The sequence below is a fragment of the Mesorhizobium calcicola genome (genome assembly GCF_042682105.1).
In the GTDB taxonomy this organism is placed as follows: domain Bacteria; phylum Pseudomonadota; class Alphaproteobacteria; order Rhizobiales; family Rhizobiaceae; genus Mesorhizobium; species Mesorhizobium calcicola.
Genome location: NZ_JBHUGY010000013.1, coordinates 112,300 through 128,106, shown reverse-complemented (window position 1 = coordinate 128,106; position 15,807 = coordinate 112,300). Strand labels below are relative to the sequence as shown.

11 protein-coding genes are annotated in these 15,807 nt (G+C 64.3%); 6 read left to right on the top strand and 5 right to left on the bottom strand.

Annotated elements, in window-relative coordinates; genetic code table 11:
- Nucleotides 1-6: 6 nt before the first annotated feature.
- From ACFSQT_RS06590 to ACFSQT_RS06575, 4 genes are all read right to left on the bottom strand, one after another.
- Nucleotides 7-1,797, bottom strand: coding sequence for an acyl-CoA dehydrogenase (locus ACFSQT_RS06590; protein ID WP_379017644.1), 1,791 nt, complete (start codon nucleotides 1,795-1,797; stop codon nucleotides 7-9).
- Between the two features lie 111 nt (nucleotides 1,798-1,908).
- The gene (locus ACFSQT_RS06585) at nucleotides 1,909-2,157 is read right to left on the bottom strand and encodes a hypothetical protein (RefSeq protein ID WP_379017642.1); all 249 of its coding nucleotides are present in this window, start codon (nucleotides 2,155-2,157) and stop codon (nucleotides 1,909-1,911) included.
- A gap of 113 nt (nucleotides 2,158-2,270) precedes the next feature.
- The gene (locus ACFSQT_RS06580) at nucleotides 2,271-2,420 is read right to left on the bottom strand and encodes a hypothetical protein (protein ID WP_379017640.1); all 150 of its coding nucleotides are present in this window, start codon (nucleotides 2,418-2,420) and stop codon (nucleotides 2,271-2,273) included.
- A gap of 230 nt (nucleotides 2,421-2,650) precedes the next feature.
- Nucleotides 2,651-3,112, bottom strand: coding sequence for a MerR family transcriptional regulator (locus tag ACFSQT_RS06575; RefSeq protein WP_379017670.1), 462 nt, complete (start codon nucleotides 3,110-3,112; stop codon nucleotides 2,651-2,653).
- Between the two features lie 455 nt (nucleotides 3,113-3,567).
- On the opposite strand from ACFSQT_RS06575, the gene ACFSQT_RS06570 reads away from it, so the two are divergent.
- From ACFSQT_RS06570 to ACFSQT_RS06555, 4 genes are all read left to right on the top strand, one after another.
- The gene (locus ACFSQT_RS06570; RefSeq protein ID WP_379017638.1) at nucleotides 3,568-7,581 is read left to right on the top strand and encodes a peptidoglycan-binding protein; all 4,014 of its coding nucleotides are present in this window, start codon (nucleotides 3,568-3,570) and stop codon (nucleotides 7,579-7,581) included.
- Between the two features lie 191 nt (nucleotides 7,582-7,772).
- Nucleotides 7,773-8,696 (top strand): sulfite exporter TauE/SafE family protein, encoded by a 924-nt coding sequence (locus tag ACFSQT_RS06565; protein ID WP_379017637.1) that lies wholly within the window; start codon nucleotides 7,773-7,775, stop codon nucleotides 8,694-8,696.
- Entirely contained in the window at nucleotides 8,696-9,487 is a 792-nt protein-coding gene (locus ACFSQT_RS06560) for a TIGR02186 family protein (protein WP_379017635.1), read from the top strand. The genes ACFSQT_RS06565 and ACFSQT_RS06560 overlap by 1 nt, the downstream gene beginning before the upstream one ends.
- 202 nt (nucleotides 9,488-9,689) lie before the next feature.
- Nucleotides 9,690-10,946 carry an Hsp70 family protein gene (locus tag ACFSQT_RS06555; RefSeq protein ID WP_379017634.1) on the top strand — a complete coding sequence of 419 codons (1,257 nt, stop codon included), beginning with the start codon at nucleotides 9,690-9,692 and terminating at the stop codon, nucleotides 10,944-10,946.
- A 10-nt stretch (nucleotides 10,947-10,956) separates the two neighbouring features.
- On the opposite strand, the gene ACFSQT_RS06550 is transcribed toward ACFSQT_RS06555, so the two are convergent.
- Nucleotides 10,957-11,865 (bottom strand): LysR substrate-binding domain-containing protein, encoded by a 909-nt coding sequence (locus tag ACFSQT_RS06550; protein WP_379017633.1) that lies wholly within the window; start codon nucleotides 11,863-11,865, stop codon nucleotides 10,957-10,959.
- A 278-nt stretch (nucleotides 11,866-12,143) separates the two neighbouring features.
- On the opposite strand from ACFSQT_RS06550, the gene ACFSQT_RS06545 reads away from it, so the two are divergent.
- Together ACFSQT_RS06545 and ACFSQT_RS06540 are read left to right on the top strand one after the other, a co-directional pair.
- Complete coding sequence (locus ACFSQT_RS06545; RefSeq protein ID WP_379017631.1) at nucleotides 12,144-15,074, top strand: molybdopterin oxidoreductase family protein; 2,931 nt, start codon at nucleotides 12,144-12,146, stop codon at nucleotides 15,072-15,074.
- Complete coding sequence (locus ACFSQT_RS06540) at nucleotides 15,071-15,805, top strand: 4Fe-4S dicluster domain-containing protein (RefSeq protein WP_379017630.1); 735 nt, start codon at nucleotides 15,071-15,073, stop codon at nucleotides 15,803-15,805. The genes ACFSQT_RS06545 and ACFSQT_RS06540 overlap by 4 nt, the downstream gene beginning before the upstream one ends.
- The last annotated feature ends 2 nt before the right edge of the window (nucleotides 15,806-15,807 follow it).

The window sequence follows — 15,807 nt, the reverse complement described above, 5'->3', positions numbered from 1 at the left end:
TCGAGCTTAGAACGCTTCCGCCGGCAGGGCCATCAGCGTATCGGCACCGCTCGAAATGCGGGCGAGGTGAGCGCCGGTCTCCGGCATGATCCGCTCCATGAAGAAGCGCGCCGTCACGATCTTGTTGTCGTAGAAGGACTGGGAGCCGTTGGCGTCAGCCTTGCCAAGTGCCGCCTTGGCCATCTGCGCCCACATGTAGCCCAGCGCCACAAGGCCGAAGAGATGCATGAAGTCGGTCGAGGCGGCGCCCGCATTATCGGGCTTGGCCATGCCGTTCTGCAGCAGCCACATGGTGGCGGCCTGCAGATCGTTGAGGCCCTTCTTCAAGGCCTTGGTGAACGGCGCCATCTTCTCGTCGGAACGGTTTTCCTCGCAGAATTCGCCGACCTCCTTGAAGAAGGCCTGCATGGCGCGGCCGCCATTCAAACCGAGCTTGCGGCCGACGAGGTCGAGCGCCTGGATGCCGTTGGCGCCTTCATAGATCATGGCGATGCGGGCATCGCGAACGAACTGGCTCATGCCGTGCTCTTCGATGTAGCCGTGACCGCCGAACACCTGCTGCGCCATGACGGCGTGGTCGAACCCCTTGTCGGTGAGCACGCCCTTGACCACCGGCGTCATCAGGCCGGTGTAGTCGTCGGCGGCCTGGCGGTCCTTGTCGTCGCCGGAGCGGTGGGCGATGTCGGACTTGATCGCCGTCCACAACGCCAGCGCGCGGCCGGCTTCGTTGAAGGCCTTCATGGTCATCAGGCTGCGGCGGATGTCGGGATGGACGATGATCGGGTCGGCCTTCTTGTCAGGCGCCTTCGGCCCCGACAGCGAGCGGCCCTGCAAGCGGTCCTTGGCGTAGGCGACGGCGTTCTGATAGGCGATCTCCGACAGCGACAGCCCTTGCAGGCCGACGCCAAGGCGCGCCTCGTTCATCATCGTGAACATCGCCTTCAAGCCGCCATTGGCCTCGCCCAGCAGCGTGCCTTCGGCCTCGTCATAGTTCATGACGCAGGTCGAATTGCCGTGGATGCCCATCTTCTCCTCGATCGAGCCGCAGGAGACGGTGTTCCTGGTGCCCGGATTGCCCGATGCGTTGAGCTTGAGTTTCGGCACGATGAACAGCGAGATGCCCTTGACGCCTTCGGGCGCGCCCTCGATGCGGGCCAGCACCAGATGGACTATGTTGTCCGACATGTCGTGCTCACCGGCCGAGATGAAGATCTTCTGGCCGGAAATCTTGTAGGTGCCATCGCCATTCGGCACCGCCTTGGTGCGCAGCAGGCCGAGATCGGTGCCGCAATGCGGCTCGGTCAGGTTCATGGTGCCGGTCCAGGCGCCCTCGACCATCCTCGGCAGCCACTTGGCTTTCTGATCGTCGGTGCCGTGGGTGATGATCGCCGCGATCGCGCCCTGCGTCAGGCCCGGATACATCATCAGCGACATGTTGGCCGACACCATGTATTCGGCGACGGCGGTGTGCACGGCGTAGGGCAGGCCCTGGCCACCGAACTCGACCGGTGCGGCCAGCCCCATCCAGCCGCCCTCGCGATACTGGTCGAAGGCCTCCTTGAAGCCTTTCGGCGTCGTCACCGAGCCATCGTCATGACGCACGCAGCCTTCCATGTCGCCGACACGGTTCAGCGGGAGCATGACGTTTTCAGCGAGCTTGGCACCTTCGGCGAGGATCGCCTCCAGCACATCGGGCGTGGCGTCGGCAAATCCGGGAAGGTTCGAATAGCGCTGGTAACCCAGCACCTCGTTCAGCACGAACAGCGTGTCCTGGACCGGGGCCCTGTATGTCGGCATGTTTTTTCTCCACCCTGCAGACCTGGTCCGAAAGTCCCCGAAGTCAGCCAGGGACGGCATGCGGACCCCATGTTGAGGTCGGGATAGCAAAAATTGACGTTTGCGTAAACGTCAATTTTCTCGCCCCTCGAAAATTTTCGAAGGCGTAATCTCTTTGGCCGGAATTTTCGGGCGTCGCCGCTTGCCTGTGCTTTCCCGCCGAGGCAATTTCATCATATGGATCCAGCCGCTTTCATAATCAGCATCCAGGACCACTATGTGGGCCAGTTCCGGGCATTCGTGAGAGAGCAGCAGCAGAGCTGCGTCCAGGGATCTTCGGAAGTAAAATTTCAGCTCGGCGAGGAAGGTGGACTTTTTCAACAGCTGACTGCTGCGACTTTGTCAAAAATGACGGAGAGGTTGACGTTGTCGAGCTCCAGTCCGACATTGTCACATTCCAACCGATATCAGGTCGGCTCGGCCGCGCCGACATCCTAATAGAGCAGCTTCAATGGAACGACCCCGTAGTTCATCACACGCTCGTGGCTCCTCCGCTCGACCAGATAGGCGCTTGGTTCCGGCACTGGTTCGACCCCGATGACGAGCGTTATCGGGAAGGTGCCGAGCTCGGAAATGTCATCCATTCTCTCTCCATCCGGCCCAAGGCGCTGAGCGTGCACTTCGGAACCGCTTCCCCCGAGGCATTCTGGAGTTTGCTCGCGCTTCTCGAGGGCGCGGGCGCAATCGGCTTGCGGATCAGCACCTCACAAGCACAAGTTCCGTCCTGAGGTGGCGGTTCACTGCCCTCCCAAATAGCCCAAAAGCCGCGCGGCAGGGCCACGCGGCTTCGATAGTCAGACAGTCAGCGGATGAATTAGCCGGCGACGCTCGCCTGCGGCGCCGAACGCTCGGCCAGCATCTGGCGAACGGCCGACATCGAGCCGCTCAGCTCGTTGATGGCGTCATCGATCAGCGCCCGCTGCTTCTGCAGGCGGGCAAGCTGCTTTTCCGACTTGTCCAGCGCCAGCCGCAGCTGCTTGGTGTTGGAGCCGGTCGGATCGTAGAGGTCCATCATCTGCTTGACGTCGCGCAGCGAGAACCCGACCTTGCGGCCCAGCAGGATCAGCTTCAGCCGGGCCTTGTCGCGGCGCGTGTAGAGACGGGTCGAACCGTCGCGCTGCGGGTTGAGCAGGCCCTTGTCTTCATAGAAACGCAGCGTGCGCAGCGTCACTCCATATTTCTTGGACATCTCGCCGATGCGGACAAGGTCCTCGCCGGGTTCGACAGACATATTGTTGGTATTGGCCGCGGTCTCGCCGGCCGAGATAAGCTTCATGGTCACTGGCTTTCCCCGTCTGGTGGCGTCGCGGTCCTGGACCGTGCGTCGCCTGACTGGAAGCGGGGGCTTGCTTCCGGTCGTGGTTTCAACAAACAAATCGCAAACAGCACGCTCGATGCGCCTTTTACGTTTACGTCAATTCTATACCGATAGCCGCCTCATGACGCAAGGGCGTTCTGCGCGCCGAGCTTTATGCCGCACCGTCAGGCCGGCATCCAACATCCTTGCAACTTCTTAAGTTTGGTTAACGCGTTGTTTACCACGTTGGGCGAAATGTGGGCGCGTCGGCTACCCGTGGTTATCCTGTATCGAATTTTTCACGGTTTTTCGGAGCGCGGGTGAGAACCCGGGAGGCTCGTCTTCCGCCGCGGCATAGCCGCAGGTCGCCTTCGTTCCGACAGGACTTGGGGGAACTGGCCGCGAGCCAGCCATTCTGAAAGACGGACGCACCGATGAACAGCAAGCGGTCCTATCTCGATACACTCAACGCCGGCAGGCAGCGCAGGCCGCAGACCACGCTCGAGCAGTTGAACCGTTCCCTCGAAACGCTGGAGCAGCGGCTGGAGCGGACGCGCGAGGACCCGATGGGACGCCCCGATCCGCGCCAATACGGCACCGAAGCGCGCTATCCCGCCGCCCAACCGTCCGGCCGACAGCGCTGGTACGAGGATCCGCAGCCGGCGCCGCGCCCGAAGAGCCCGACACAGCCCGCCGCTTTCGAGCAGAATTACCAGGCCATCGCCCGCGACATCGATCGCGTGCGCGGCCAGGAAGACGGCGTTGCCATGGTCGGCAAGATCGCCGGCGAGTTGCGCGGCATGCGCGAGGAACTGCGCCACCAGATGACGGCCGGGCTGCAGCGGGAATTCGAAGCGCTGCGCAAGGACATCGAGCGGGCTTTCCAGTCGGGCGCCAAGCCTGGCGCATCGGCCAAGGGCAGCGCCGAGCTTGGCCTTGAGTTCGAACGGCTCTCCGGCGCTATCCAGACACTGGCCGAGAAGAGCGACGACAGAAGCGTCAACATGCTGCGGCTCGAGCTCGAGCAGGTCAAAGCCGCGCTCGACACGCTGGCGCGCGAGGAGAGCGTGCAGAAGGTCGACCGCCGCTGGGACGATTTCGATCGCCGCTGGACTGCCTTCGAGGATCGGGTCGACGCCGACCAGCGCAGGCGCTCCGACGACCCCGGCCTGTCTGTTCTGACCGACCGGCTGGAGCAGATCTCCAACGCCGTCAACAACCTGCCGGAATCGCTGTCGCTGCGCTCGCTCGAGGAAAAGGTGCGCACGCTTGCTGCCGCCGTCGATCATTTCGCCAGCCAGCAGGACAATCGCGGCAGCGACACGCTTGGCATGATCGACGAGCGGCTGGACGAGATTTCCCGCGCCATCGTGGCCTCGACGGTCGCGGCGCAAGCCAACTCTTTCGACCACGAGGCTTTCGAGCGCATCGAGAAGCGGATCGACTCGCTTGCCCAGCAGATCGAGGAAGTGGCACAGGACCGTCCCGGCAACGCGGTCATGGACCGGCTGAGCACGCTGTCGGCCCGCGTCGACGATCTCGCCGGCCGCGCCAACCTGCCCGAACAGGCGATGGAGCGCCTGGCCAAGCAGATCGCGCTCATCGCCGACAAGATCGACCAGGCGGCTGCCATGCCCGACGCCGACTACATCTTCCACGGGCTGGAGCAACGCTTCGACGTGCTGTCGGGCATGATGGAACGCCGCCAGGGCGACGCCATCGAACAGGGCAACATGCTGTTCCGCGATCTCGAGCGTCGACTGGACGAGGTTGCCGACAGGCTGGACCAGCGCATGCCGCACGTCGACAGCGCCGGCATCATGGAAGCCATCGACGCCCGCTTCACCGCGCTGGCCAAGCGTCTGGAAACGCGTATTCCCGATCCCGCGGGCGAAGCGGCTATCCGGGGCCTGGAAAGCCGGCTCGAAGACATTTCAAGCCGGCTGGACGCGTCGGCCGCGCAGGTGGCCGGCATCGATCCGGCGCTGATCCGCAGCCTGGAGGCGCAGGTCGCCGGCCTGTCCGCCCACCTTTCAAAACCCAGCACCCCGCTGCCGGAATTCGAGGACATCAGCCCGCGTCTCAACGAGATCGAGAAGTCGCTGGCCGGAACCCGCGATTCCATCCTCGGCGCGGCGCGCGAAGCGGCCGAGAACGCGGTGCGTTCGCTGGCCGGTTCGAGCGCCAACACGACGGCCGTTTCCGGTCTCGCCCAAGACCTGAAAACGCTCGAAACGCTGACGCGGCGCTCGGACGAGCGCAATTCGAGAACGTTCGAGGCGATTCACGACACGCTGCTCAAGATCGTCGACAGGCTGGGTTCGCTGGAACCCGGCGAGCCGGTCGAGGCGGTGAGCGAACTCCTGGAAACGGGGACGGGCGAGGCGAAAAGCTGGCGCGGCGCGCGGCGATCCAAGATGGCCGTCGATGCACCGTCGATGGATATCGATCAGCCGATGCCATTGACCGGCGACATGGCCGATCTCGACGGCCGTGCCGCCGCCATCCTGCGCAATGAGCCGGGTGTGCGCAGCGAACCGGGCATGCGCGGCGACCTGGGCACGCGTGGCGACCTGGGCACGCGCTCGCCGGCCGAGGCCGCCGCTGCCGCGGCCATGGCTGCTCTCAGTTCCGACACGAGCGCCGAAAAAAGCGAACCGGCAGGCGGCCGCAAATCGTTGTTCGGCGGGCTGGCACGTGCATTCAAGGGCAAGAAGGAGGCGGACATTCCGCCGCTGGCCGGCTCGGCGCCGAGTATCCCGACACCGAACGTCGACCTCGACGAGCCGCTCGATCCGAAAATGGCCAACCGGCCGCTGGAGCCCGGCTCCGGCGCACCTGACCTCAATGCCATCATGAAGCGCGTGCGCGACGAGCGCGGCCAACCGGCCAAGCCCAGCGACACCGATGCCGCCAAATCGGATTTCATCGCCGCAGCCCGGCGGGCAGCGCAGGCCGCGGCCGCCGAGGCCGATGCCCTGAAGCGCCAGTCGACGTTGACCGGACCGGTGAAGGCGCTGCGGATCGGCGATCTGCTCAAGGCGCGGCGCAAGCCGATCCTGATGGCGGCCGCCGCGATCATGCTGGCGCTTGCCGGCCTGCAACTGGGCAAGGCCTTCTTCGCCGATCCGGCGCAGGTGGCGAGCAACGACGCCGCGCCGACCGTCGCCTCGCAGCCGGTGCAAACCGCCTCGGTAGACGCCGCAAGCCAGCCGAAGACGGACGCTCAGCCCCCGGCCATGGAAAGCGCGCCGGCCCGTCCGGTCAGACAGGCCGAGCCGTCCGAAGCGGCAACCAAGGATGACATTGCCGCGCAAAGCACGATGGCCACGCCGCCATCCATCGCGCCGTCGATGGATGCCAAGCCGACAACGGGGCCGGCTCCCGCGCCTGTTGCTTCGGCCACGCCCGCCGATGCGAGCGCGGCGGCGCCTGACATGACGGCTTCAGCGGCACCGGTCGCCGCGGCCGCCACGCAAGCGAACGATGCCGACACCAGCACCCAGCCTGACGTGGCCGAGCCGATCACCGCCAAGGACACGACGGGCGCGGTTCCGCCGGCGGGCGCTTCGCCGGCAGCGGTCACCGCCAAGATCGACATTCCCGCCGACGCCGGCCCGGTCGCCTTGCGCGATGCCGCCGGCAGTGGCGACGCCAAGGCATTGTTTGAGATCGGTTCGCGCTACGCCGAGTCGCGTGGCGTCAAGGAAGACATGGCGGCAGCCGCCAAATGGTACGAGAAGTCGGCCGAGCTCGGCTTCGCGCCGGCCGAATACCGCATCGGCAATTTCTACGAGAAGGGCATCGGCGTCGCGCGCGATATCAAGAAAGCGAAGACCTGGTATCAGCTCGGCGCCGAGCAGGGCAACGCCAGCGCCATGCACAATCTGGCCGTGCTGTTCGCCATGGCCGCGGATGGCGTCACCGACAATGAATCGGCCGCGCACTGGTTCCAGGCGGCAGCAGACGTCGGCGTCAAGGACAGCCAGTTCAACCTCGGCATCCTCGCCGCCAAGGGCGTCGGCATGAAGCAGAACCTCGAAGAATCCTACAAATGGTTCGCGCTTGTCGCCAAGACCGGCGACAAGGATGCGGCGGCCAAGCGCGACGAGATCGCCAACGCGCTGCGGCCCGAGCAGCTCGAACGTGCCCGCGCCGCAACCGAACTGTGGAAGGCCAAGCCGCTGGATGCGGCAGCCAATTCGGCCGACATTCCCGAATCCTGGCAGGACGGCGCGCCGCAGACGACCGCCAGCATCGACATGAAGAAGGCCGTCCAGAACATCCAGCGCATTCTCAACAAGAATGGCTACGACGCGGGCGACGCCGACGGCAAGATGGGCCAGAAGACGAAGACCGCGATCATGGCTTTCCAGACCGACAACAAGATGCCGGCGACCGGCGCGGTCGATGAAAAACTGGTCAAGGCGCTGCTGGCGCGGAAATAACGGCAGATGCGTCGCTTCCACGACGCCCTGCCACACATTTGCCTGTTAACTGATTGAGATGTTTTTTGTTTCGGCGGCGCGGCGTGGTTTGACTTCGTGGCACCTCCAGCGCAAGAACAAATTGGCTTGTCGGGTCAAGATGCCCGCAACGGTTGCATTCACCGACAGGCAAAACTGATCGAGACTGACGGGTGGGCATCTATCTCCCGATCGCGGAAATTTCCGTCAACGTCTTCGTGCTGCTGGCCATGGGTGCGGCAGTGGGTTTCCTGTCGGGCATGTTCGGCGTCGGCGGCGGCTTCCTCATCACGCCGCTGCTGATCTTCTACAACATCCCGCCGGCAATCGCGGTCGCCACCGGCGCCAACCAGGTCATCGCCTCCTCCTTCTCGGGCGTCCTTTCGCACATGAAGCGAGGTACGCTCGACTTCAAGCTCGGCGGCGTCCTGCTGGCCGGCGGCATCGTCGGCTCCACCGGCGGTATCTTCGTTTTCGCCTTCCTGCGCAGCCTCGGCCAGCTCGACCTGTTCATCTCGCTGCTTTACGTCGTGCTGCTCGGCACCGTCGGCGGGCTGATGCTGGTCGAAAGCGTCAATGCGCTGCGCGCCACGCGCAGTGGCGCGGCACCGGTGCTGAAGAAATCCGGCCAGCACAACTGGATCCACCGCTTGCCGCTGAAGATGCGGTTCAGGGCCTCGAAACTGTTCGTCAGCGTCATCCCGGTGCTTGGTCTTGGCGCCGGCATCGGCTTCCTGTCGTCGATCATGGGCGTCGGCGGCGGCTTCATCATGGTGCCGGCGCTGATCTATCTGCTGAAAGTGCCGACCAACGTCGTCATCGGCACTTCGCTGTTCCAGATCATCTTCACCTCCGCCTACACGACGCTGGTCCACGCCACCACCAACCAGACGGTCGACGTCGTGCTGGCCTTCCTGTTGATGGCGGGCGGCGTTGCCGGGGCGCAGTATGGCGCCAAGGCCGGCCAGAGGCTGCGCGGCGAGCAGCTCAGGGCGTTGCTGGCGCTGCTGGTGCTGGCGGTGGCGATCCGGCTCGCCATCGATCTCTTCGTCACTCCGCCCAATCTCTTTTCGCTGTCCGCCGCAGGCCTCAACTGATGACGGGTCCGAAAGCGTTCGCAACCGCCATTCTCCTGTCGTTGCTCGCGGCCGCCGTGCCGGCGAAGGCACAGACACCATTGGTGGAAGGCATCCAGATCGGGCTCTCCACCGACAATGTCTCGATCACCGCCGGCTTTTCCGGCGCCGACCTGACCATTTTCGGCTCGCTGGAAAATCCCGACCCGCTGGTTGCCCGTCAAGGCAGATACGATGTCATCGTCGTGCTCGAAGGGCCGCCACGATCGGTGGTGGTGCGCCGCAAGGACCGGGTGCTCGGCGTCTGGGTCAATCTGGACTCCGAAACCTTCGAGAACGTGCCGATGTCCTATTCGGTGGCGACGACGCGGCCGCTGCAGGACATCACCGAACCCAACAGCTACAGGCAGCTGTCGCTCGGCGCCTCCAACCTCTACATGCAGCCGGCCGACGTCGGCGACAACCCGGCGACCATCGAGGAATTCACCGCGGCGCTGCGCGAACGCAAGGCGGCGACCGGCCTCTACAGCGAGAATGTCGGCGGCGTGCAATTCCTGTCGCAAAACCTGTTCCGCGCCACCGTCAGGCTGGCGCCGAATGTTCCGGTCGGCACCCACAAGGCGCGCGCCTTCCTGTTCAAGAGCGGCGTGTTCATCAAGGAGAGCTCGGCCCAGCTCGAGATCCGCAAATCCGGTTTCGAGCAGTCGATCTTCCGTGTCGCACACAATTATTCCTTCTTCTATGGCGTGTTCGCGATATCGCTGGCCATGCTGACGGGCTGGCTCGGAAGGGTGATCTTCCGAAAGGATTGATGCATGTCGCTCAAAAGTGGTCCCGTTTTTGAGACAAAAAAGACTTAATGCGCGTCGCATGAATCCATCTCGACGCGACGCACTTTAAGCCGCCGGATTTCCAAAAAGGGTTTCCCTTTCCGGCATCTTGCGTTAGAGCACGCCCCCGGCCCGACCGGACACGAGCTGCCGCTCCCCAAAAGACAAAATCAGGAAACTTGCCATGCGACCAGCATTCGGCGGTATCGACTTTGGCACTTCAAACTCCACCGTTGGCGTGGTCCGCAACGGGCAGCCGCGCCTCGTCGTGCTTGAAGATGGCCAGGTGACGCTGCCCAGTGCCGTGTTCTTCAATTTCGAGGACAACCGCACCCGTTTCGGCCGCCACGCCATCGCCAACTACACCGACAGCATCGAAGGCCGGCTGATGCGCTCGCTGAAGAGCGTGCTCGGAAGTTCGCTTGCCCACGAGAAGACGCGCATCAAGGCACGCGCCATCGGCTTCATGGAGATCGTCGGCCTGTTCCTTGGCCATCTCCGCAAAAAGCTGGAGGAAGATGCCGGCGGCGTGGTCGAGACGGTGGTGCTCGGCCGCCCGGTGCAGTTCGTCGACGACGATGCCGAGGCCGATGCAAACGCCCAGGGCGAACTCGAAAAGGCCGCGCGCGCGCAGGGCTTCAAACACATCGCCTTCCAGTTCGAGCCGATCGCGGCGGCGCTCGACTATGAGCAGAAGGTGATGCGTGAGGAACTGGCGCTGATCATCGACATGGGCGGCGGCACCTCGGACTTCTCGATCGTGCGCGTCTCACCGCAGCGCTCCCGCTCGCTCGACCGCAAGGACGACATCCTGGCCAGCCGCGGCATCCATATCGGCGGCACGGATTTCGACCGGCTGCTGAGCATCGCCCATGTCATGCCGCAACTCGGCTATCTCTCCCCGACCAAGGACGGCAAACGCAACCTGCCGGCCAGCTACTTCATCGATCTCGCGACATGGCAACGCATCAATCTGGTCTACACCGCCAAGGCGATGACGCATCTGCGCCAGATCCGCTATGAGGCGGTGCGCGCCGACCTGGTCGACCGCTTCATCCAGATCGTCGAGCACCGCTATGGACATGCGCTGGCGGCATTGGTCGAAAAGACCAAGATAGAGCTGACCGACAGGTCGTCGGCCCAGGTGGCCGTGAAGCTGCCGGGCGCGGCGTTCGCCGCCGACATCACGCGCGACGGGCTGGAGGCCACGATTGCCAGGGACATTGAGCGGGTCACCGCAACGGTCGGGCAGACCATCCGCGACGCCCAGGTCAAGCCATCCGACATCACCGCCGTGTTCCTGACCGGCGGATCGACCGCGATCCCGCTGGCAAGACGAGAGATACTCTCCTTGGTGCCGCAGGCTTCCGTCATCGACGGCGACATGTTCGGCTCGGTCGGGCTTGGCCTGGCGCTGGACGCCCAGCGAAAGTTCGGTTGACGCGGCCCGTTCACGGGCGAGCGGGCACCGTTTCATCGACTCCGGCGCCAAGATGCGCCTTGAGCGCCATCTGGGCCAGGCTTGCCTGGCGATCGCGGTGCGTGATCATGGCGAAGTCGCGCTTCGGCAATTCGAGCGGCACGGACCTGAGACTGCCCTCGGCAACGGCGCGTCCGACGACGAGCTCCGAAATGATGGTGGCGCCGGCGCCCGCCTCGACCGCCTGGCGAACCGCCTCGTTGCTGGGCAGCACCAGGAACACCTGCAAATCGGCAAACGAAATCCCCTCGCGCCGCGCCAGATCCTCCAGCACCTCGCGCGTGCCCGAACCGCCCTCGCGGATGATCCAGCGCAGGCCCCTTATGTCCGGACGGCCCGGTGCGGTTTCGACGATCTCGGGATGTGACGTCGCGACCACCAGCATCAACCGGTCGGTGTCGACCTTGGCGCGGCGCAATATGTCGGATTCGGTGCGCCCCTCGACCAGGCCGAGATCGGCGGTTCCATCCAGCACGCTGGCCTCGACCTGCCTTGTGTTGCCGATGCTGACGCTCAGCCGCACCGCGGGATAGGCCTCGTGGAAGGACGCTAGCCGGCGCGGCAGCCAGTAGCTGGCGATGGTCAGGCTGGCAGCGATGGAGAGGCTGCCGGCGACCGTCTGCGAGACATGTTCCAGCACATTGCGCGCGGCGGCGGCCCGCTCCAGCACAGCCTTTGCCTCCGGCAGGAACCGGTGGCCGGTCTGGGCAAGTTCGATGTTGCGGCCGACACGGTTGAACAGATGGACGCCGTGCTGCTCTTCAAGCGCGCGGATGGCGGCCGACGCCGCGGACTGGGAAATGCCCAGAAGCTCCGCCGCCTTGGTCATGTGGCCGCGCTCGGCGACGGCGACGAAAATCCGCAATTGGTCCAGGGTCATGCGCGCATTAAGAACCAATATCGATCGAATTTACAAGAACAACTGATTAGACAGATCGATAGCTTTATCCTACGTTTTCGAGTGAAGTTAGAAAAAATTCGCCATCGAATCGCAGAGAATAAAATGATCGGGCGGTTCAGATCCCTGCTTGCCCATTGGACCCGCGGCATCCGGCGGCGGCTCGCCGGCGACCGCTACCGCCCGGAAGAGCATTACATGCGCGGCCCGGGACCGAAGACGCGAGCCAAATCCGCAGCCCGGGCGGACCCCACCGGATCATGATGCACGGACCGCCGCGCGGCGCAAATTCAGCACCATCGCAACGTTCGCTTGCCGACACACGCGCGCCCGATGAAGGCGACGGCGTCGACACTTCGCCTGACATCTCCGACAGCATCGCCAAGACGACCTGCTACATGTGCGCCTGCCGTTGCGGCATCGACGTCCACATCAAGGACGGCAAGATCCGCTACATCAACGGCAACAAGGACCATCCGGTCAATCGCGGCGTGATCTGCGGCAAGGGCAGTTCCGGCATCATGCAGCACTACAGCCCGGCCCGGCTGAAGAAGCCACTGCTGCGTACAGGCCCACGCGGCTCGGGAGAATTCCGCGAGATCGAGTGGGAGGAAGCCTTCTCGATCGCGACCGAACGGCTCTCTGCCATCCGCCGGACCGATCCGAAGAAGCTCGCCTTCTTCACGGGCCGCGACCAGTCGCAGTCGCTCACCGGCTGGTGGGCAAGCCAGTTCGGCACGCCGAACTTCGCCGCCCATGGCGGCTTCTGTTCGGTCAACATGGCCGCCGGGGGCCTCTATACGATCGGCGGCTCGTTCTGGGAGTTCGGCGAACCCGACTGGGACAATACCCGATATTTCATGCTGTTCGGCGTCGCCGAGGACCACGATTCCAATCCGATCAAGATCGGCCTCGGCAAGCTTAAGGCGCGCGGCGCCAAGGTGGTTTCGATCAATCCGTGCCGCACCGGCTACAATGCGATTGCCGACGACTGGATCGGCATCCGGCCCGGCACCGACGGCCTGTTGGTGTTCGCCCTCATCCACGAACTGCTGAAGGCCGGGCGCGTCGATCTCGACTATCTCCTGCGCTACACCAATGCCCACATCCTCGTCATCCAGGAGCCGAATGCCGCCGATGACGGGCTGTTCGTTCGCGACGCCGACGGCAATCCGCTGGCCTGGGACAGGGTTGCAAAGAAACCGGTCAGCGCCATCGATGCCGGCGCGAAACCAGCACTGACCGGCAGCTTCACCATCGACGGCCGCCGCTGCGTGCCAGTGTTCCAGCTTATTGCCGACCGCTACCTCGACGAGAGCTACGCACCCGATGCGGTCGCGGAGCGCTGCGGCATTCCCGCCGACACGATCCGCAGGATCGCGGCCGACCTTGCTCATGTCGCCTTCGAACAGACGATCGAATTGCCGGTTGCCTGGACCGACTGGGCCGGGCGCCGGCACGAGACGATCGAGGGGCGGCCTGTCTCGATGCACGCCATGCGCGGCATCTCGGCTCATTCGAACGGTTTCCATACCTGCCGCGCCATCCACCTGCTTCAGGTGCTCTTGGGTACAGTCGACGTGCCGGGCGGATTCCGCTTCAAGCCGCCCTACCCCAGATCGGCACCGCCGGGCCCAAAGCCTTCAGGCAAGACCGTCAAGCCGATGACACCGCTCGACGGCATGCCGCTCGGTTTCGTCTGCGGGCCGGACGACCTTTTGGTCGACGAGGCCGGCACACCTGTTCGCATCGACAAGGGCTATTCCTGGGACGCGCCGCTCGCCGTGCACGGTCTCATGCACACCGTCATCCGCAATGCCTGGGCCGGTGACCCATACCCGATCGACACGTTGCTGATGTACATGTCGAACATGGCCTGGAATTCCTCGATGAACACCGTCGAGACCATGGCGATGCTGACCGACAGCGACGAAGCGGGCAACTACAAGATCCCCTTCATCATCTATTCCGACGCCTACTACTCCGAGACGGTGCCGTTCGCCGATCTGGTGCTGCCGGACACCACCTATCTTGAACGCCATGATTGCATCAGCCTGCTCGACCGGCCGATCAGCCATGCTGATGGACCGGGCGACGCCATCCGCCATCCCGTCGTCGAGCCGGACCGCGACGTCAGGTCGTTCCAGTCGGTGCTGATCGAACTCGGCGCGCGGCTCGGCCTGCCGGGCTTCGTCAATGACGATGGCTCCACCAGGTACCGCGATTATGCCGACTACATCGTCAACCATGAGCGCACGCCCGGCATCGGCCCACTCGCCGGCTGGCGCGGCAAGGATGGCACATCGATCGGCAAGGGCGAGGCCAATCCGGACCAATTGCAGCGCTACATCGACAATGGCGGCTTCTGGCACCACGATTTCACGGACGATCAGCGCTACTACAAGATGGCCAACCGCTCCTATCTCGACTTCGCGGTGCAGATGGGTTTTATCCCGAAAGCCGAGCCGATCGTCTTTCAGCTCTATTGCGAGCCCCTGCAGCGCTTTCGCCTCGCCGCGCGTGGGCATGGCCGTGTGGTGCCGCCAGAGGGCGATCGCCAGCGTATCGAGACCTATATGGACCCGCTGCCGTTCTGGTACATGCCGTTCGAGGAAGCGGCCGTCGATTTGCAAAAATATCCGCTGCATGCGCTGACGCAGCGGCCGATGCATATGTATCATTCCTGGGGCGCGCAGAACGCGTGGCTGCGACAGATCACCAGCCAGAACCGGCTGTTCGTGCATCATCGGACCGCCGCGGATCTCGGCCTTGTCGATGACGACTGGGTGTGGATCCAAAGCATCAACGGCAAGGTCAAGGGGCAGATCAAGCTGGTCGACGGGGTCAACGAAAGCACGGTCTGGACCTGGAACGCGATCGGCAAGCGGCGCGGCAGCTGGGGGCTGAAGGATGATGCGGCCGAATCCAATCGCGGCTTCCTGCTCAACCACATCATCGGCGACCAGACCTCGGCCGACGCCAACGGCAAGCGCTATTCGAATTCCGACCCGGTGACCGGCCAGGCGGCGTGGTTCGACTTGCGTGTGCGCATCGTCAAATGCGCGGCCGAGGAAGCCGGCTTCACCGAGCCGCAATTCGAGCGTTTCCAGCAACCGCCGCATTTCGAGCCCTCACCCGACAAACTGACCTTCGGCGCTGAATTCCGCAGGGCAAGGGAGGCGGCCGAATGACCTGTCTGCCAAGTCAAAGCGGCAAGAAGCTCGGCCTTGTCATCGATCTCGACACCTGCGTCGGCTGCCAGGCCTGCGTCACCGCGTGCAAGGAGTGGAACACCGGCGGCCACATGGCGCCGCTGACCGATATCGATCCCTATGGCGGCCATGTCGACGGCGTCTGGTTCAACCGCGTGCACAGCTACGAGCACACCAGCGAGATGGGTGGGCGTACGGTCAACTTTCCGCGCTCCTGCCTGCATTGCGAGACGCCGGCCTGCGTCACCGTCTGTCCGACCGGCGCCTCCTACAAGCGGGCCTCGGACGGCATCGTGCTGATCGACGAGGACAAGTGCATCGGCTGCAAACTCTGCAGCTGGGCCTGCCCCTATGGGGCGCGCGAGTTCGACACCGATGTCGGCGTGATGAAGAAGTGCACGCTGTGCGTCGACCGCATCTACAATGACAATCTGGCCGAGGACGACCGCGTGCCCGCCTGCGTCGCCGCTTGCCCGACCAGCGCCCGGCATTTCGGCGATCTCGGCGATCCCTCGTCGGCGGTCTCGCAGCTGGTGGCGGAGCGTGGCGGCGTCGACCTGATGCCGGAACTCGGCTATCACCCGACCAACAAATATTTGCCGCCGCGCGCCCACACCAAGCGCGCCGCATCGGTGGCCGCGCCGGCACTCGAACCGGTGCGGGCCGAAGGCGGCTTCCTCGGCTGGGTCGACCGCATGCTTTCGAACTGACA

Coding starts and splice junctions, on each gene's coding strand:
- ACFSQT_RS06570 (WP_379017638.1), top strand. CDS start 3,568: ATGAACAGCAAGCGGTCCTATCTCGATACACTCAACGCCGGCAGGCAG.
- ACFSQT_RS06580 (WP_379017640.1), bottom strand. CDS start 2,420: ATGGATGACATTTCCGAGCTCGGCACCTTCCCGATAACGCTCGTCATC.
- ACFSQT_RS06540 (WP_379017630.1), top strand. CDS start 15,071: ATGACCTGTCTGCCAAGTCAAAGCGGCAAGAAGCTCGGCCTTGTCATC.
- ACFSQT_RS06560 (WP_379017635.1), top strand. CDS start 8,696: ATGACGGGTCCGAAAGCGTTCGCAACCGCCATTCTCCTGTCGTTGCTC.
- ACFSQT_RS06550 (WP_379017633.1), bottom strand. CDS start 11,865: ATGACCCTGGACCAATTGCGGATTTTCGTCGCCGTCGCCGAGCGCGGC.
- ACFSQT_RS06590 (WP_379017644.1), bottom strand. CDS start 1,797: ATGCCGACATACAGGGCCCCGGTCCAGGACACGCTGTTCGTGCTGAAC.
- ACFSQT_RS06575 (WP_379017670.1), bottom strand. CDS start 3,112: ATGAAGCTTATCTCGGCCGGCGAGACCGCGGCCAATACCAACAATATG.
- ACFSQT_RS06555 (WP_379017634.1), top strand. CDS start 9,690: ATGCGACCAGCATTCGGCGGTATCGACTTTGGCACTTCAAACTCCACC.
- ACFSQT_RS06545 (WP_379017631.1), top strand. CDS start 12,144: ATGATGCACGGACCGCCGCGCGGCGCAAATTCAGCACCATCGCAACGT.